Raw genomic sequence first — 16,943 nt, 5'->3', positions numbered from 1 at the left:
CAACGATCCGTCGCCGGCTGCCGGCCCGGTAGGGACCAAAGTCATGTGCGACGGCGGCTCAGTCGCGTGGCACCAGCCGGACGATCACCGCCTTCGACACCGGGGTGTTGCTTCCGATCGCCGCGCTCTGCAAGGGCACGAGCACGTTCGCCTCCGGGTAGTAGGCGGCGGCGCAGCCGCGGGCGGTCGGGTAGGAGACCACACGGTAGTTCTCCAGCACCCGGTCCGGCTCGTCGCGCCACTCGCTGTGGATGTCGACGCGCTGACCGTCGGTCAAGCCCAGCTCGGCGAGGTCGAACGGGTTGACGAAGATCACGTCGCGGCCGTTCTTGATGCCGCGGTAGCGGTCGTTCAGGCTGTAGATCGTCGTGTTGAACTGGTCGTGCGAGCGCAGCGTCTGCAGGATGAGCCTGCCCTCCGGGCGCTCCAGGTGCTCCAGTTCGTTCACGGTGATCATCGCCTTGCCGGTCGCCGTATCGAAGCGGCGCTCGTCGCGCGGGCCGTTCGGGAGCACGAAGCCGCCACTGCGGCGCACGTCCTCGTTGAAGCGCTCGAAGCCGGGGACGACCCGGCTGATGTGCTCGCGGATGACGTCGTACTCGGCCTCGAAACCGGCCCAGTCGATGCCGAGCTCCGGGTCGAGGGTCGCCGCGGCGAGGCGGCAGACGATGGCGACCTCCGACAGCAGGCCGGGAGCGACGGGCGGCACCTTGCCGTGCGTGGCGTGCACCGCGCACACGCTGTCCTCCACCGACAGGAACTGCGGGCCGCCCTTCTGGAGGTCGACCTCCGTGCGCCCGAGCGTCGGCAGGATGAGCGCCTCGTCACCGGTCACCACGTGCGAGCGGTTCAGCTTGGTCGACACCTGCACAGTCAGCCCGGCCCCGCGCATGGCGGCCTCGGCCGCGGCGGTGTCCGAGATCGCACCGACGAAATTGCCGCCCATCGCGAAGAAGACGTCGATGTCACCGCGCTGGAGGCCCTCGATGGTCTTCAGAGCGTCGAAGCCGTGCGCGCGCGGCGGGTCGAACCCGAACTCGCGCTGCAGCGCATCGAGGAACGTCTCGGGCATCTGCTCCCAGATGCCCATGGTGCGGTCGCCCTGCACGTTGCTGTGGCCGCGGATCGGGGAGGCGCCGGCGCCCGGCTTCCCGATGTTGCCGCGCAGCAGTAGCAGTGTGATCAGTTCCTTGAGGGTGGCGACAGCGTTCTTCTGCTGGGTGAGCCCCATCGCCCAGGTGATGATCGTTCGGTCGGAGCGCACGTACAGGTCGGCGAGCAGGTCGATGTCGGCCAGGCTGAGGCCGGTGGCCTCCAGCACCGTCGCGTCGTCGAGGGTCGCGATATGCGCGCGGAACTTCTCCAGCCCGAGGGTGTGCTCGGCGAGGAAGGCGTGGTCGAGAACGGTGCCCGGCGCGGCGTCCTCTGCCGCCAGCACGCGCTTCGACACGGCCTGCAGCAGCGCCATGTCGCCGCCAGAGCGGATCTGCAGGAAATGGTCGGCGATCTGGGTGCCCTTGCCGATGATGCCGCGCGGCCGCTGCGGGTTCTTGTAGCGGATCAGCCCGGCCTCCGGCAGCGGGTTCACCGCGACGATGGTCGCGCCGTTGCGCTTGGCCTCCTCCAGCGCGGTGAGCATGCGCGGGTGGTTGGTGCCCGGGTTCTGCCCCATCACGATGATCAGCTCGGCCTTGCCGAAGTCGTCGTAGGCGATCGTCGACTTGCCGATGCCGATGGTCTCGCTCAGCGCGGTGCCTGTCGACTCGTGGCACATGTTCGAGCAGTCCGGGAGGTTGTTGGTGCCGAACGCGCGCACGAAGAGCTGGTACACGAACGCGGTCTCGTTCGCCGTGCGACCGCTGGTGTAGAAGGCGGCGCGGTCCGGCGTGTCCAGGCCGTTCAGCCGCTCGGCGATGAGGGCGAACGCGGCGTCCCAGCTGATCGGTTCGTAGTGGTCGGCGCCGCGGGGCTTGTGGACGGGCTCGACGAGCCTGCCCTGCATCCCGAGCCAGTACTCCGACTTGTCGAGCAGGCTGGTGAGCGAGTTCTCGGCCCAGAAGCTCGTCGGCACCGTGACAGGGGTCGCCTCCCACGTGACCGCCTTGGCGCCGTTCTCGCAGAACTCGAGGATGTTGCGATCGCCCGGGTCGGGCCACGCGCAGCTCATGCAGTCGAAGCCGTTCTTCTGGTTGATGGCGGTCATCAGCTCGGCGGTGCGCACCGGGCCCATTTCACGCAGGGCGGGGCCCATCGAGTGCAGGATCCCCGGCACGCCGACGGCCCAGTCCTTCTTGTGGCCGACCTCGAGGTCCGGGTAGTCGGTGCCCGGGTTCACATCGGTTTCGTGCATCAGACGAGGGACTCCTGACTCTGCGGTTCGTGCGCGGGCGGTTGCTGTGTCGGCGGTTCCTGTGCCGGCGGTTGCGCGGCGGGCGTCGGAACGATGCGCTCGGCGCCGGAGTAGACGACCATCGACGACCCGCGCAGGAAGCCGACGACGGTGAGGCCGAGCTCCCGCCCCAGGTCGACCGCGAGCGACGACGGCGCCGACACCGCGGCGAGCACCGGGATGCCGGCCATCGACGCCTTCTGCACGAGCTCGAACGAGGCCCGGCCCGACACCATCAGCACGGTTCCGCGCAGCGGAAGGCGGCCCTCCTTGAGCGCCCAGCCCACGACCTTGTCCACCGCGTTGTGCCGGCCGACATCCTCGCGCAGGGCGAGCAGCGCGCCGGTCGACGCGTCGAAGAGCGCAGCGGCGTGCAGGCCGCCGGTCTTTTCGAACATGGCCTGACCCTCCCGCAACCGGTCGGGCAGAGTCGTCAGGAACGTGTCGGCCACCCGCACGTCGTCGCCCTCGACGGGATGGGCGGAGCGGGTGCGGACGGCGTCGATGCTGGCCTTGCCGCACAGCCCGCACGAGCTCGTCATGTAGAAGTTGCGGTCGAGGCTCACGTCCGGGCGGGGCACACCCGGCGCCAGCGTCACGTCGAGGACGTTGTACGTGTTCTCGCCGTCGGCCGGGCCTCCCGCGCAGTAGCGGATGGCGTTCAGCTGATCGGAGTGCGCGATGACGCCCTCGGAGACCAGGAAGCCGGCAGCCAGTTCGAAGTCGCTTCCCGGGGTGCGCATGGTGATCGAGAGCGGCGCGCCGGCGACCCGGATCTCGAGCGGCTCCTCGACGGCGAGCACGTCCTCGCGCCTGCTGAGCGATTCACCGACGACGATGCGCGTGATCTGTTTTCGCGATGTCGTTCGACTCATGTTCCAGGCTTACCACGGGCCGCCCCGGCCCCATACTCGAATGATGTGGGGAAGAGCATCACGCATGGACATGCCACGGTGACGGAGCGCCCGAGCTGGCGGCACGCGCGCGCGATCGCCGCAGCCGCGGGAGCGTCTGCCGTGCTTCCTCCTGAGCTCATCGCGCTCGATCGCGCCGTCGGGCGCCGGATCGCCGCCGACCTCGTGACGCCGATCGACCTCCCGCACTTCGCCTCGGCGGCGATGGACGGCTGGCTCGTCGTCGGCGACGGGCCGTGGGAGCTCGTGACGATCGAGCTGCCCGCCCCCGGGCAGGCGCGGGCGATCGTCACCGGAGCGCACGTGCCCGCCCCGACGGACCCCGGAGTGCAGCTCGCCGTGCTGCGCAGCGAGAGCGGCGTCGTGGAGGCCGGTGTGCTGCGGTCGACGGTCGCCGACGAGCCGCGGCCCGGCCACCACATCCGGCTGCCGGCGACCGAGGCCGAGCGCGGCGAGCTGCTGATCGCCGCCGGCACCCGCCTCAACCCGGCGCACGTCGCGCTGGCCGCGGCGACCGGTACCGATGCGCTCGCCGTGCAGGCGGCCCCGACGGTCGCGCTGGTGTTCACCGGCGACGAGGTGATCGAGTCGGGCCTGCCGACGGCCGGGCGCGTCCGGGACAGCTTCGGCGTCCAGTTCCCCGCGTTGATCGGGATGCTCGGCGGCCGGGTCGTCGGAGCGTCCCGCGTCCCCGATCATCACGACGAGACCGTCGCAGCGCTCCGCGACGCCCGAGCGGACGTGATCGTCACGACGGGCGGCACCGGAGGTTCGTCCGCGGACCACGTGCGCGCCGCACTGCTCGCACTGGGCGCGCGGCTCCTCGTCGACGGGGTGGCGATGCGGCCGGGAGGTCCGACCCGCATCGCGGAGCTGCCCGACGGGCGCCTCGTCGTCGCACTCCCCGGCAACCCGCTCGCCGCGATGGTCGCGGCGATCACGCTGGTGGAGCCGTTGATCGCCGGTCTGGCCGGTCGCGAGCCGATTCCGCCGCGGGTCATGCGCGGCCCCGCGGTGGAGGGGCGGGCCGGCTCGACCGTCCTGGCGCCGTACTCGGAGGTCGACGGCCGGGCCGTCGTCGCGACCTGGCGGGGCGCTGCCATGCTGCGCGGCCTCGCCGGTGCGACCGGGATCCTGGTCGTGCCGCCTGAGGGAGTGCGCGAGGGCGAGGGTGCCGAGAGCCTGCCCGTGCCGTGGCTCGTCGCGCCGCACTCTGCTGTGGAGAACTGAGTTCTCCACCGGTTCACACAGCCGGGGGTTCGAGGGCCCGGGAGCTGGGATAGCGTGGCAGGCGTGCCGGGAGGAGAACAGATGGACGAGTCGGTAGAGGCCGAGACGCAGGCCGAAAAGGCGTCGGGCCGCGAGGCCGCGGCCGCCAGCACCGCAGCTGACGCGATCGGCGCGGGCGAGGCCGGGGTCGCCGAGGCCGAAGCCCCGGAGATCACCTACGACGAGCAGCTGTACCCCGCCCGGCCGCGCCGACTGCGTCCGCGCGCCAACCTGCGGGGCGGCAGCATCCGCCGCACCGTGTCCGACCCGCGCGCGGCGAATGGGCTCAACCCGGCCTACGTTCAATGGCTGGTGCGCCAGTCGATGCTCAAAGACGCCGACGTGCTCAGCCGGCAGCTCTCCGGGTCGCCGAGCATGTGGCGCAACCCGTACGCCCGTCCGGACGCCCGGCGGGCCGTCGCGACCTCCGACGTCTGGTTCACGGCCTACCCGATCTCGCTGATCACCCGGCAGGATCAGAGCTTCCTCGCCGCTCTCGCCGACCCGGAGCTCTGGACCGCGTTCCAGCGCATCGGCATCAACGGCGTGCACACCGGCCCGGTGAAGCGCGCGGGCGGTATCCGCGGCTGGCAGGAGACTCCGAGCGTCGACGGGCACTTCGACCGGATCGGCACGCAGATCGACCCGATCTTCGGCGACGAGGAGACCTTCCAGCGCATGACGGACGTCGCGGAGGAGCACGGCGGCGTCGTCATCGACGACATCGTGCCGGGGCACACCGGCAAGGGCGCCGACTTCCGGCTCGCCGAGATGGCGTACAAGGACTACCCGGGCATCTACCACATGGTCGAGATCCCGCCGGAGGAGTGGCACCTGCTGCCGGAGGTCCCGGAGCACCGCGACTCGGTCAACCTCGACGCGGCGACCGAGGCGTCGCTCGCCGAGCGCGGATACATCATCGGCGAGCTGCAGCGCGTCATCTTCTACGCGCCCGGTGTCAAGGAGACCAACTGGAGCGTCACAGCGCCCGTGGTCGGCGTCGACGGTGTCACGCGGCGCTGGGTGTACCTGCACTACTTCAAGGAGGGACAGCCCTCCGTCAACTGGCTCGACCCCACCTTCTCGGGCATGCGGCTGGTGATCGGCGACGCCCTCCACTCGCTCGGCGACCTCGGCACGAGCGCGTTGCGACTCGACGCCAACGGCTTCCTCGGCGTCGAGAAGAGTGCGGAGGGCCTCCCCGCCTGGTCGGAGGGCCACCCGCTCTCGCACGCCGCCAACCATGTCATCGCGGGCATGGTGCGCAAGGTCGGCGGCTTCACGTTCCAGGAGCTCAACCTGACCGTGGAGGACATCCGCGACACCGGCGCCGTCGGCGCCGACCTGTCGTACGACTTCATCAACCGCCCGGCGTACCACCACGCGCTCGCCACCGGCGACACCGAGTTCCTGCGCCTCACCCTGCGCACCTCGCTGGCGCTCGGGGTCGAGCCGGTGAGCCTGGTGCACGGCCTGCAGAACCACGACGAGCTGACCTACGAACTGGTGCACTGGGCGACCCTGCACAAGAACGACCTGTACCCGTTCCGGTATCAGGAGCTGACCGGCGGCGAACTGGCCGAGCTGATCCGGTCGGAGCTGGTGGAGAAGCTCACGGGTGCATCCGCCGACTACAACCTCGTGTTCACGACCAACGGGATCGCCTGCACCACGGCCTCCCTCATCGCCGCGACGCAGGGCCACGCGACGCTCGACTCGATCACCGAGGCGGACGTGCCGGCGATCCGCGACGCGCACCTGCTGCTCGCCGCGTTCAACGCGTGGCAACCCGGCGTTTTCGCCCTGTCGGGGTGGGATCTGCTCGGGGCGCTGACCCTCCCCCGCGGCGAAGTCGCCGATCTGATCGCCGACGGCGACACCCGCTGGATCGAGCGCGGAGCGCACGACCTGCTGGGCGTGGCGCCCGACCAGGAGCGGTCGGCGTCCGGGATGCCGCGGGCGCGCTCCCTCTACGGCACACTGCCCGAGCAGCTGAAGCGCCGCGACTCGTTCGCGAGCGGGCTGCGCGATCTGCTGCGCATCCGCTCCAAGTACGGCATCGCCTCCGCGCGCCAGGTCGACGTGCCCGACGTCGCGCATCCCGGGATGCTGGTGCTGGTGCACGAGCTGGAGGCGCTCGACGAGCAGGACCTCCCGATCGTGCAGCTGACGGTGCTGAACCTGAGCACGGACGCGGTGGACGGCACCGTGCGCTCCGACGCCATGCCGCTAGGCGCTGCGGTCATCGACGCGGGCGACGACGCCGAGATCGCGACCGTCGACAACCTGAGCAGCTTCCCGCTGAGCATCGGGCCGTACGGCGTGCGGTTCCTGGTGCTGCGTCGTCCCGCGCCGGCGGAACCCGCCGCCGCACATTCGTGACGAATCCATCGATTCGTGCCACGAATGTCGTGATTCGTCACGAATGTGCGGGGGGCATGGTTTAATCTGCGTATGGATGCAGATAAGCCGATATGCGGGCGTTTGCCCGACAGCCAGTATGTCGAGTTGGCCGTGGAGGTGTTCGGGATGCTCGCCGACGCCACGCGCGTGCGGATCATCCTGGCGCTGAGGGACGCCGGGGAGCTCTCGGTGAACCACCTCGCCGACATCCTCGACAAGCAGCCGGCGGCGGTCTCGCAACACCTCGCGAAGCTGCGGCTCGCCCGCATCGTGGCGACGAGACAGGACGGCCAGCGCGTCTTCTACCGGCTCGAGAACGAGCACGCGAGCCGGCTGGTGAGCGACGCGATCTTCCAGGCGGAGCACTCGCTCGGCGGCACGCCGCGGCACCACCACCAGGCGGCGGCGAGCGGGGCGGACGCCGTCGGCGAGGTGGAGGCGTCGGCGTGACCAGCGAGACGCACTCCCGCGGAGAGGTGGGGCGGCCGCACGAGCGCGGGCACACGCACGACCACGGCCACGACCACGACCACGACCACGGTGAGCACACGCACGACCACGACCACCCGCACGACCGCGGCCACGGCCACGGCCATGAGCACCACCACCCCACCGGATTCAGGGGTTTCCTCTACGGCCTCTTCGTCCCGCACTCGCACGATGCCGCCGACTCCATCGACGACGCCCTCGAGGCGAGCACCGAGGGTGTCCGCGCGCTGAAGATCAGCCTGTTCGCGCTGCTGGGCACCACGTTCCTGCAGGCCCGCGTCGTCGCCGTCAGCGGGTCGGTCGCTCTGCTGGCCGACACGGTCCACAACTTCTCCGACGCCCTGACCGCCGTTCCGCTGTGGGTGGCTTTCGTGCTCGGCCGCCGCGTGGCCTCCCGGCGGTACACCTACGGCCTGGGGCGCGCAGAGGACCTCGCCGGGCTCTTCATCATCGCCGTCGTCGCGCTCTCGGCCGTCGTCGCCGCCTGGCAGTCGATCGATCGCTTCGTCCATCCGCACCCGCTGGAGAACCTCGGCTGGGTCGTCGTCGCGGGCCTCATCGGCTTCGCCGGCAACGAGGCGGTCGCGATCTACCGCATCCGGGTCGGCCGGCGGATCGGCTCCGCCGCCCTGGTCGCCGACGGCGTCCACGCCAGGATCGACGGTTTCACCTCGCTGGCGGTCGTCATCGGCGCGGTCGGAGTCATGCTCGGCTTCCCCCTCGCCGACCCGATCGTCGGCCTGCTGATCTCGGCGGCGATCATCGTCCTGCTCTGGGGCACCGTGCGCAGCATCGGCCGGCGCCTCCTCGACGGCATCGAGCCCGAGCTCGTCGACCGGCTCGAGCATGCCCTGCAGGAGACGCCCGGAGTCACCGCGGTGCCACGCGTCCAACTCCGCTGGGTGGGCCACCGGCTGCACGGCAGCGCACGGCTGACCGTCGCCGCGGCCTCCCTCGACGACGCGCAGCGCATCACCGAGGCCGCCCGCGCTCACGCGGGAGAGCACCTCCGCAACCTCGACGACCTCCAGCTCGAACTCACACCGGCGACCGCGGGCACGCCGCGATGAGCGGCGCGGCGCTGAACGACACGGCGCGGCGCCGCCTGATCCGCTTCGGCATCGGCCTGGAGGCGATCACCCTCGGCTGGAACGTCGTCGGGGTGGTCACCCTCGCCGTGCTCGCCTACACGAGCGCCTCCGTCGCCCTGCTCGGCTTCGGGCTCGACAGCCTGATCGAGATCGGCGCCAGCACGGTCGTCATCTGGGAGCTGACCGGAACAGGCGAGCAGCGCCAGCGGGTCGCCCTCCGGCTCATCGGCGTCGCGTTCGTGCTGCTCGCCGTCTACCTGCTCGTGCAGGCCGGTCTCGCGCTGCTCACGGGCCACCGAGCGACGCCCAGCCCCGGCGGGGTCGTCTGGACGGGCGCGACAGCGGTCGCCATGTTCGCCCTGGCGTACGGCAAGGCCCGCACCGGCCGGCGGCTCGGCAACCCCGTCCTCGTCACGGAGGGCCGGGTCACGCTGGTCGACGGCATCCTCGCCACCGCCGTGCTCGTCGGCATCGCGCTCGACGCGCTGCTCGGCTGGTGGTGGGCCGACCCGCTCGCCGGGCTCGTCATCGTGGTCTACGCGGCACGGGAGGCCGTGCAGATCTTCCGCGGAGACCACGACTAGACGGTCGTCCCTGGCGTAGCCGCCGCGAGATCCGGCGGCATCGCCCCCGGCCCGACGCTCACCCGAGATCGGGCGTCTCGCTCGCCCCGCGTTCCTCCACTTCGACCGGCAGTCCCGAGTCGTAGACGAACACCAGCCGCGCTGGCACTTCGCCGGCGAGCACGCTCGCCACCGCCTCGTTGACGTCACCGAGGTCGCGGCGCGCGGCGACCACCCTGGTCCGGCCTGCGGCGTGCAGTGCGAACACCTCGGTGAGATCCTGCCGGGTGCCGACGATCGAACCGATGATGGAGATCCCCTTGAGCACGGTGTCGAAGACCGGCACGGTGAGCGTGCCGTCGGCGGGCAGGGAGACCAGCACGAGCCGGCCGCCGCGGTTGAGCGAACGGAACGCCTGGTCGAAGACCTGAGGCGCCACCGCCAGCACGATGGCGACGTCCGCCCCGCCGAGGTGGTGGATGGCGGTGGCCGGGTCGACCTCGCGCGCGTCGATCGCGTGGTCGGCTCCCAGTTCGACGGCCAGGTCGAGCTTGGCCTCGTCGATGTCGACCGCGACGACGCGCGCGCCCACGAGCCGGGCGTACTGCACGGCCAGGTGGCCGAGGCCGCCGATCCCGAACACCGCGACCCGCTCGCCCGGGACGACGTGCGCGGCCTTGACCGCCGCGTACGTCGTCACCCCGGCGCAGGTCAGCGGCGCTGCGTCCATGGGCGACACGTCATCGGGCACCGGCACGGCGAACCGGGCGTCCGCGAGTGCGTACTCGGCGTAGCCGCCGTCGACGGCGTACCCGGTGTTGTACTGCTGCTCGCAGAGGTTCTCGCGCCCGTCGATGCAGTAGCGGCACTCGCCGCAGGCGTGGCCGAGCCAGGGCATGGCCACACGCTGGCCGAGCGTGCGGGAGGTCACGCCGTCCCCGAGACGCTCGACGATCCCGACGCCCTCGTGACCGGGAACGAACGGGAGCGTCGGCTTGACGGGCCAGTCGCCGTCGATGGCGTGGATGTCGGTGTGGCACAGACCGCACGCCTCCAACCGGACGAGCACCTGCCCCGGCCCCGGAGTGGGGATCGGGCGCTCCTCGACGGTGAGCGGCTGGTTGAACTGGGTCACGACGGCTGCGCGCATGGCGGCTCCTCATTCCTGGACCTGGATCGGTCGGGTCGGCGCCAGTCTCGTCCGCGTGCGAGCGCTCGGGATGGGCCGAAGGTCCCTCAGGGCCGGCAGCGGGCGGCAGGCCTTTCGGCCCTGGCCGTCCGCCGGGAGCGTGACAGGCTCGAGCAGAGGACGGGAGCTGTCATGAAACGCTGGATCCGCATCACCCTCACCGTGCTGGCCGCGATGGTGGGCGTCACGGCCATCGCCGGCGGCGTGGCCTTGGTCGTCGGGGCCGCGACATCGTCGACGGCCGGCGGTGCCGTCCCCGACAGCTCCTACCTGGGCGGGAGTCCGTTCCCGTCGTACCTCGTCCCGGGAATCGCGCTGGCCGTGATCGTAGGCGGCACCCACGTGCTCGCCGCGATGCTGACGGGACGAGGGTCGACCGCCGGACCGTTCGCCGCGGTCGTGGCCGGCTTCGGCCTGCTGATCTGGATCTTCGTGCAGATGATGTTCATCCCGTTCAGTGCGCTGCAGGCGATCTACTTCGCCGCCGGACTCGCCGAGGTGGGCCTGGTGCTGCTCGCGTTGGGCGTGCTGCGGCGCGATCGGGTAGCGACGCCGTGAGCGCCTCGCTGCGCTTCCTGGGCGCGACGGACACCGTCACCGGCTCTCGCTACCTCGTCGAAGCGCACGGCCGGCGCATCCTCGTCGACTGCGGGCTGTTCCAGGGCTACAAGGTCCTGCGCGAACGCAACTGGAGGCCGTTCCCGGTCGAGCCGTCGAGCATCGACGCCGTCGTGATCACGCACGCCCATCTCGACCACACCGGCTATCTGCCCGCGCTCGTGCGCGACGGCTTCCGCGGCCCCATCCACGCGACGCACGGCACGACGGAACTCAGCAGGCTGATCCTTCCGGACAGCGGACGGCTCCTCGAGGAGCAGGCCGCCTTCGCCGACCGGCACCACACCTCGAAGCACGCGCCGCCGCTCCCCCTCTACACCGAGAAGGACGCGGCGCGGGCCCTGGAACGCTTCGAGTCGCACCCGTTCGACGAGGAGCTGGAGGTCGCCGGCCTGGGCGCGCGGTTCGTGCCGGCGGGCCACATCCTCGGTGCCGCACAGGTGCGTCTGGTGGCCGACGGCGCGAGACTCCATTTCACCGGCGACCTGGGGCGCGTGGACGACCCGCTCATGCAGCCGCCGCGCTCGCTGGAGGAGACGGACGTTCTCGTCTGCGAGTCGACGTACGGCGACCGCGTGCACCCGGGCACGGATGCCGGCCCGCTCCTCGCGCGAATCGTCAACGACGTCTGCGGGCACGGCGGAGTGGTCATCCTGCCCGCGTTCGCGGTCGGTCGCGCGGAGACGCTGCTCCTGCACCTCAGCAGGCTGCGGGCGCAGCACGCCATTCCGGACGTGCCGGTCTTCCTGAACAGCCCCATGGCGGTGAACGCCGCCGAGATCTACGCACGCCACCCGGAGGAGCACCGGATCCGACCCGCCGAGTTCGAGGCCATGTACCGGATGGCCACCCTGGTGCGCACCGTCGACGAGTCGAAGCTCCTCAATCTGCGCGGCGGGCCGGCGATCATCATCTCGGCCAGCGGAATGCTCGAAGGCGGCCGAGTGCTCCACCACATCGCCGCGTACGGGGGAGACCCGCACAACGCCATCGTGCTGACGGGCTTCCAGGCCGGGGGCACTCGCGGTGACGCTCTGCGCCGCGGCGAGCGCAGCCTCCGGATCTACGGACGCGACGTGCCGATCCGCGCACAGGTCCACACGCTCGACATGCTCTCCGCCCACGCCGACGCCGGACAGCTCGTCGACTGGTTGAGCACCGCGCCGCGAGCACCGCGGGCGGTGTACCTGACGCACGGGGAGCCGCACGCGGCGGACGCGCTCCGGGTCCGCATCCTTCGCACGCTCGGCTGGGAGGCCAGGGCAGCCGAGTTCGGGGAGACCGTTCCGGTCGCGACCGCGGTCACTCCACCCGCGGCGAACGCGCTGTGAACCGGGCGGCCCGGCGGGCCACCCGGTGCGGGTACGCCCTCGACCGCACCGCCGGGGCGGTCGGAGCGGCCAGCCGCGCGTAGTACCAGACCTTCGCGATCTCCACGAGCACCAGGTAGAGCAGCACCAGGGCGACCAGCGCCAGGAAGAACAGGACGGGCAGCGGTGTGAAGCCCAGCAGGCCGGAGACCGGCGAGTACGGCAGCCACACGCCGATGGCCACCACGGCCAGCACCGACACCGTCAGCGGCAGCGAAGCGCGGCTGCGCAGGAACGGCACCTTCCTGGTGCGGATGGCGAACACGATGAGCGTCTGCGTGGCGATCGACTCGATGAACCAGCCCGACCGGAACTCCGCAGGCGCGGCGTTGAAGGCGAACAGCATCAGACCGAAGGTGGCGAAGTCGAAGAGCGAGCTGATCGGGCCGAACAGCAGCATGAAGCGGCGGATCGCCCCGATGTCCCAGTGCGACGGCGACTTCAGCTGCCCCGCGTCCACGTTGTCGGTGGGGATGGCGAGCTGGCTGGAGTCGTAGAGCAGGTTGTTCAGCAGGATCTGGCCGGGGAGCATCGGCAGGAACGGCAGGATCACCGAGGCGATCGACGCGCTGAACATGTTTCCGAAGTTGCTCGACGTGCCCATCAGCACGTACTTGATCGTGTTCGCGAAGATGCGGCGCCCCTCGGTCACGCCGTCGGCGAGCACGTCGAGGTCCTTGTCGAGCAGGAGGACGTCGGCCGCGTCCTTGGCGACGTCGACGGCCGAGTCGACCGAGATGCCGATGTCCGCCCTGTGCAGGGCCAGTGCGTCGTTGACGCCGTCGCCGAGGAAGCCCACGGCGCGGCCCTTGCGGCGGAGGGCCAGGATGATGCGTGCCTTCTGCTCGGGCGAGACGCGCGCGAAGATCGTCGCCGCGCGCGCTGCTTCGGCGAGCGCCGCATCGTCGAGGGCGTCGATGCGGTCGCCGGTCAGCGTGCCGCTCGTCGTCATGCCCAGCTCGCGGCAGACCCGCTCCGCCACAACGGCGCCGTCTCCGGTGGCGATCTTGACCTCGATCCCGAGGTCGGCGAGGCGCTGCAGCGAGGCGCGAGCGTCCGGTTTCACGCCGTCGACGAAGGCGAGGTAGCCGCGCAGCGTGAGGCCGGTCTCGTCTGCGGGCGTGAGCGCCGTCAGCTCGTCCGCGGGACGCGTCGCGATCGCGATGACGCGCGAACCCGCCTCGTAGAGCCCCGTCAGCACCGATCGTGCCGACGCATCCGCCTCCGTGCAGAGCGGCAGCACCGACTCCGGCGCCCCCTTCACCACGACGATCGGGGCGGAACCGGTGGCGGCGACGAGCGCTCCGGCCATCCGCCGCTCGTGGTCGAACGGCACGGCGTCGAGGCGGTGGTACGCCGACACCGGTGCGGTCGCGGCCGCGTCGCTCTGCCAGAGCGCGGCGTCGAGCGCGTTCAAACCGACCGTCTGCGGCGCTGCCGGGTCGGCGTCGGTGGCCAGGAGGCCCAGCAGCAGGACCTCGTCGGCGTCGACGCCGTCGAGCGGCACCGGCCGGTCGAACACGATGCGCCCGGTGGTCAGGGTCCCGGTCTTGTCCGTGACGAGGAGGTCGAGGTCGCCGAGATCCTCGATGCATACCATCCGCTTCACCAGCACCCGGCGCCGGGCCAGTGCCCGCGAGCCGGCGGCGAGGCTCGTGCTGACCACGGCGGGCAGCAACTGCGGGGTGATGCCCACCGCGATGGCGAGCGAGAACAGCAGCGACTCGATCAGCGGCCGGCCGAGCAGCAGCGCCGCCACGAAGATCAGCGTCGTCAGGATGAGGGCGACGAACAGCAGGAAGGTCGAGAACTGGCCCAGCCCGCGCTGGAACTCGGTCTGCGGCTCCTGGGCGCCGAGCCCGACGGCGATCCGCCCGAACTCGGTCTCGCCTCCGGTCGCGACCACGACTCCGCTGCCCCCGCCGGCGTGCACGACGGTGCCCATCAGAGCGCAGGAGCCGAGATCGCCGACTCCCGCGCCCTCGGCCACCGGGGCGAGGGATTTCGAGGCGGCGCGCGCCTCGCCGGTGACGATGCTCTCGTCGCACTCCAGGCCGGTGACCTCCACCAGCCGCAGGTCGGCCGGCACCACCGTGCCGACGCTGAGCACGACCAGGTCGCCGGGAACGAGCTCGGTCACGTCGACGCTCCGGCGCACTCCCCCGCGGACGACCACCACGGTGTGCCTGAGGCGGTCGTGGAGGGCGTCGGCCGCCTGCTCGGCGCGGAACTCGTTGACGAAGCCCAGGCCGACGCTGACCACGAGGATGACGCCGATGATGACCGCCTCCGTCGCCTGACCGACGAACGCCGAGATGATCGCCGTGGCGAAGAGCAGGATCAGGATGGGGCTGCGCAGCTGGCGCCCGAGCACCCGCCACGGGCGCGCCCGATGGCCCCGCACCGCGTTGGGCCCGTACCGGACCAGTCGCGCCGACGCCTCGGCGTCCGTGAGGCCGGCTTCGGAGGTGGCCAGGGCAGCCAGCACCGCCGAGTCCTCCTGGCGGGCAGCGGTCCGTACCGCGCTCGGCTGCGCGGTGGCGACAGCCGTGCCGACAGCCCCGCTCACTCGAGCTCTCGGTGCTCGCGTGCGACGACGACCGGCACCCGGACGTTCAGCAGCACGTCGTGACTCACCGACCCGAGCATGATGCGCTTGGCGCTCTGCCGATTGTGTGTCCCCACGACGAGCATTCTGTGCCCTTCGGCGGCTGCGACCAAGCCCCTCGAAGGGGCGTCTTCGATCACCTCCGCCCGCACCTCGACCCCGGGACGGAACGCGCGCGCGGCATCGGCTGCTGCGTCGACGATCCGCTGACGGTGGTCCCCGAGCGACACCTCCGGGACCAGCCCGGCGAGCAGCGGGTTGGCCGAGTAGCCGACGCAGACGATCCGGAGGGGCTCGTCCAGCGCGGAGGCCTCTGCTGCGGCGAACGCGGTCGCGACGTCCGACTGCGGCTGGCCGTCGACTCCGACGACCACGCCCACTCCCGACCGCTCCCAGCCGTGCGGCACGACGGCGACCGAGCACGCCGCGGTCGCCGCGACACGCACGTGGAGCGTCCCGGCGAACCCGTGCTCCCGGTCGGCGCCGGAGCGCGCCCCGACGACGAGCAGGTCGGCGTCGCGCGAGGCCCGGGTCAGCTCTGCGCCCACGTGGCCGTAGAGGGAGCGCGTCGAGACGGCCAGCGGAGGCCGCGCGACACCACCGGGATGCGGGCCGCTCATCGCCCGCGCGCGGGCCGGCGCCCGCTCCGCGAACCGGAGGGCGGACTCCTCCGCCGACGCCAGCAGGGACTTCGCCGCCTCGACGAGCAGGGCGCCCGGCCCTTCGGCTGCATCACCCCAGGAGCGATCGATCACGTACACCAGCTCCAGGTTCGCTCCCTCACGCACGGCGCGCTCGGTCGCCCACCTCAGGGCCGCCCGGTGCTCCGGCCTCCCGTCCACCGCGACCATGATCGTGTCCGTCATCGTGTCCTCCCGCGCTCGTCTGCTTCGAGCCTGGCCGTCAGGGCGGCGCCGTCGCAGTGCCGAAAGTCCCGCGTGACTTTCGGCCCTGCCTGCGGGACAGCGGGCGCGGAAGGGTGGCGATCATGAACGACACCAGAGCTGCCGCGCGCGCGGCCATCGTGTACGAGTCCATGTTCGGGAACACCCGCCGGGTGGCCGAAGCAATCGCCGAGGGGCTCGGTGACGCCGTGACGGTCACCGTCCTCCGCGTCAAGGACGCACCGGAAGCCTTCGCCGACGTCGACCTGTTGCTGGTCGGCGCCCCGACGCACGTCCACGGGCTGAGCCGGCCCTCCACGCGCACGGAGGCCGCCACCTGGAGCGACGACCCCGACCGCTCGCTGGCCCTCGAGCCGGACGCCGAGGGCATCGGCGTGCGCGAGTGGCTGGAGACCTGCGGCGCGCCGCCGCCCCTGTTCGCCGCATTCGACACCCGAGCCGACATGACGGAGCTCTTCACCGGCTCCGCCGCCTCCACCATCGACAAGCGCCTGCGACGACTCGGCTCCCGCCGTCTGCTGAGCAAGCGCAGCTTCCTGGTCGACAAGAACAGCGACCTGGTCGCCGGGCAGCTCGACGATGCGCGCGCGTGGGGTCGCGAGCTCGCGGAAGCGCTGACCGCCCAGCGCGTGGTGTGAGGCGGCGCTCACGAACCGTGGATGACCAGCACCGGGCAGTCCGCGTGCTCCGCCACCGAGCGTGAGACGGAGCCGAGCAGCAGGCCGGTGAATCCGCCCAGACCTCGGCTGCCCACGATCAGCATCTCGGCGTCCTCCGCTTCGGCGATGAGCTGCCGGGCGGCGGAGCCCGAGCGGACGACCGTCGAGTACCAGCTCGGCGGCTTCGCCCCGAAGACTTCGCGTGCGGCGTCCTCCGCGACGGTGTGCGCGTCCCGCTCGGGATCCCAGCCGCCCATGACGTATCCGGGCCACGACGGCGGGTACTCCCACACGGTGACGCCGGCCAGGCTGCAGCCCAGCCGCTCGGCCATCCGCGCACCCCGGCGCAGCGCGGAGAGCGACTCGGCGGAGCCGTCGACGCCGACGACGATGCGGCCGCCGGGATGGATGCGGTCGTCCGTCTCGACGAGCGGGGTCTCGGCGAGCGGGGTCTCCAGAGGCGGGGTGTCGGTCAT

14 protein-coding genes are annotated in these 16,943 nt (G+C 71.6%); 8 read left to right on the top strand and 6 right to left on the bottom strand.

The features are described 5' to 3' along the window. Positions 1-58: 58 nt before the first annotated feature. Together JNB50_RS16075 and fdhD are read right to left on the bottom strand one after the other, a co-directional pair. Positions 59-2,350 carry an FdhF/YdeP family oxidoreductase gene (locus JNB50_RS16075; RefSeq protein ID WP_208041193.1) on the bottom strand — a complete coding sequence of 764 codons (2,292 nt, stop codon included), beginning with the start codon at positions 2,348-2,350 and terminating at the stop codon, positions 59-61. Next, entirely contained in the window at positions 2,350-3,264 is a 915-nt protein-coding gene (gene fdhD, locus JNB50_RS16070) for a formate dehydrogenase accessory sulfurtransferase FdhD (protein WP_208041192.1), read from the bottom strand. Before fdhD ends, JNB50_RS16075 begins: the two co-directional genes overlap by 1 nt. A 78-nt stretch (positions 3,265-3,342) precedes the next feature. Here fdhD and JNB50_RS16065 point away from each other — a divergent pair, with 78 nt between their 5' ends. The 5 genes from JNB50_RS16065 (at position 3,343) to JNB50_RS16045 (ending at position 9,139) form a co-directional block, all read left to right on the top strand. Continuing rightward, positions 3,343-4,533, top strand: coding sequence for a molybdopterin molybdotransferase MoeA (locus JNB50_RS16065; RefSeq protein ID WP_208041191.1), 1,191 nt, complete (start codon positions 3,343-3,345; stop codon positions 4,531-4,533). Positions 4,534-4,614: 81 nt separating this feature from the next. Then, positions 4,615-6,954, top strand: a complete 2,340-nt coding sequence (treS, locus tag JNB50_RS16060) for a maltose alpha-D-glucosyltransferase (protein ID WP_208041190.1) — start codon at positions 4,615-4,617, stop codon at positions 6,952-6,954. A gap of 72 nt (positions 6,955-7,026) precedes the next feature. Further along, positions 7,027-7,425, top strand: a complete 399-nt coding sequence (locus JNB50_RS16055) for a metalloregulator ArsR/SmtB family transcription factor (RefSeq protein ID WP_208041189.1) — start codon at positions 7,027-7,029, stop codon at positions 7,423-7,425. Further along, a complete protein-coding gene (locus JNB50_RS16050; RefSeq protein ID WP_307794756.1) occupies positions 7,422-8,534 on the top strand; it encodes a cation diffusion facilitator family transporter in 1,113 nt (370 codons plus the stop codon). The genes JNB50_RS16055 and JNB50_RS16050 overlap by 4 nt, the downstream gene beginning before the upstream one ends. Beyond that, positions 8,531-9,139: a cation transporter gene (locus JNB50_RS16045; protein ID WP_208041188.1), complete on the top strand. Its 609-nt coding sequence runs from the start codon at positions 8,531-8,533 to the stop codon at positions 9,137-9,139. Before JNB50_RS16050 ends, JNB50_RS16045 begins: the two co-directional genes overlap by 4 nt. Before the next feature lie 58 nt (positions 9,140-9,197). Here the strand turns inward: JNB50_RS16045 and JNB50_RS16040 are convergent, their stop codons facing one another. Further along, positions 9,198-10,268: an alcohol dehydrogenase catalytic domain-containing protein gene (locus JNB50_RS16040; RefSeq protein ID WP_208041187.1), complete on the bottom strand. Its 1,071-nt coding sequence runs from the start codon at positions 10,266-10,268 to the stop codon at positions 9,198-9,200. 171 nt (positions 10,269-10,439) lie between these two features. On the opposite strand from JNB50_RS16040, the gene JNB50_RS16035 reads away from it, so the two are divergent. Continuing rightward, the gene (locus JNB50_RS16035; RefSeq protein WP_208041186.1) at positions 10,440-10,865 is read left to right on the top strand and encodes a hypothetical protein; all 426 of its coding nucleotides are present in this window, start codon (positions 10,440-10,442) and stop codon (positions 10,863-10,865) included. Beyond that, positions 10,862-12,256 (top strand): MBL fold metallo-hydrolase RNA specificity domain-containing protein, encoded by a 1,395-nt coding sequence (locus tag JNB50_RS16030; protein ID WP_208041185.1) that lies wholly within the window; start codon positions 10,862-10,864, stop codon positions 12,254-12,256. Before JNB50_RS16035 ends, JNB50_RS16030 begins: the two co-directional genes overlap by 4 nt. Here the strand turns inward: JNB50_RS16030 and mgtA are convergent. Continuing rightward, complete coding sequence (mgtA, locus tag JNB50_RS16025; protein ID WP_208041184.1) at positions 12,228-14,864, bottom strand: magnesium-translocating P-type ATPase; 2,637 nt, start codon at positions 14,862-14,864, stop codon at positions 12,228-12,230. The two genes, JNB50_RS16030 and mgtA, sit on opposite strands and share 29 nt — an antisense overlap. After that, positions 14,861-15,769: a universal stress protein gene (locus JNB50_RS16020; RefSeq protein ID WP_208041183.1), complete on the bottom strand. Its 909-nt coding sequence runs from the start codon at positions 15,767-15,769 to the stop codon at positions 14,861-14,863. The genes mgtA and JNB50_RS16020 overlap by 4 nt, the downstream gene beginning before the upstream one ends. 122 nt (positions 15,770-15,891) lie before the next feature. Here JNB50_RS16020 and JNB50_RS16015 point away from each other — a divergent pair, with 122 nt between their 5' ends. Then, a complete protein-coding gene (locus JNB50_RS16015) occupies positions 15,892-16,446 on the top strand; it encodes a flavodoxin domain-containing protein (RefSeq protein WP_208041182.1) in 555 nt (184 codons plus the stop codon). 8 nt (positions 16,447-16,454) lie between these two features. Here JNB50_RS16015 and JNB50_RS16010 read toward each other — a convergent pair whose 3' ends face one another. Further along, the gene (locus JNB50_RS16010) at positions 16,455-16,943 is read right to left on the bottom strand and encodes a universal stress protein (protein ID WP_208041181.1); all 489 of its coding nucleotides are present in this window, start codon (positions 16,941-16,943) and stop codon (positions 16,455-16,457) included.

The organism is Leifsonia sp. TF02-11, assembly GCF_017565305.1.
In the GTDB taxonomy this organism is placed as follows: domain Bacteria; phylum Actinomycetota; class Actinomycetes; order Actinomycetales; family Microbacteriaceae; genus Leifsonia.
Note: the sequence above shows the minus strand (reverse complement) of the source record. Positions and strands in the feature narration are given on the sequence as shown.

Bases quoted from the DNA above. Each gene is read 5' to 3' on its own strand.
- JNB50_RS16045 (WP_208041188.1), top strand. From the start codon at position 8,531: ATGAGCGGCGCGGCGCTGAACGACACGGCGCGGCGCCGCCTGATCCGC.
- JNB50_RS16015 (WP_208041182.1), top strand. From the start codon at position 15,892: ATGAACGACACCAGAGCTGCCGCGCGCGCGGCCATCGTGTACGAGTCC.
- treS (WP_208041190.1), top strand. From the start codon at position 4,615: ATGGACGAGTCGGTAGAGGCCGAGACGCAGGCCGAAAAGGCGTCGGGC.
- JNB50_RS16010 (WP_208041181.1), bottom strand. From the start codon at position 16,943: ATGACCGACACCCCGCCTCTGGAGACCCCGCTCGCCGAGACCCCGCTC.
- JNB50_RS16020 (WP_208041183.1), bottom strand. From the start codon at position 15,769: ATGACGGACACGATCATGGTCGCGGTGGACGGGAGGCCGGAGCACCGG.
- fdhD (WP_208041192.1), bottom strand. From the start codon at position 3,264: ATGAGTCGAACGACATCGCGAAAACAGATCACGCGCATCGTCGTCGGT.
- JNB50_RS16040 (WP_208041187.1), bottom strand. From the start codon at position 10,268: ATGCGCGCAGCCGTCGTGACCCAGTTCAACCAGCCGCTCACCGTCGAG.
- JNB50_RS16055 (WP_208041189.1), top strand. From the start codon at position 7,027: ATGGATGCAGATAAGCCGATATGCGGGCGTTTGCCCGACAGCCAGTAT.
- JNB50_RS16075 (WP_208041193.1), bottom strand. From the start codon at position 2,350: ATGCACGAAACCGATGTGAACCCGGGCACCGACTACCCGGACCTCGAG.
- JNB50_RS16035 (WP_208041186.1), top strand. From the start codon at position 10,440: ATGAAACGCTGGATCCGCATCACCCTCACCGTGCTGGCCGCGATGGTG.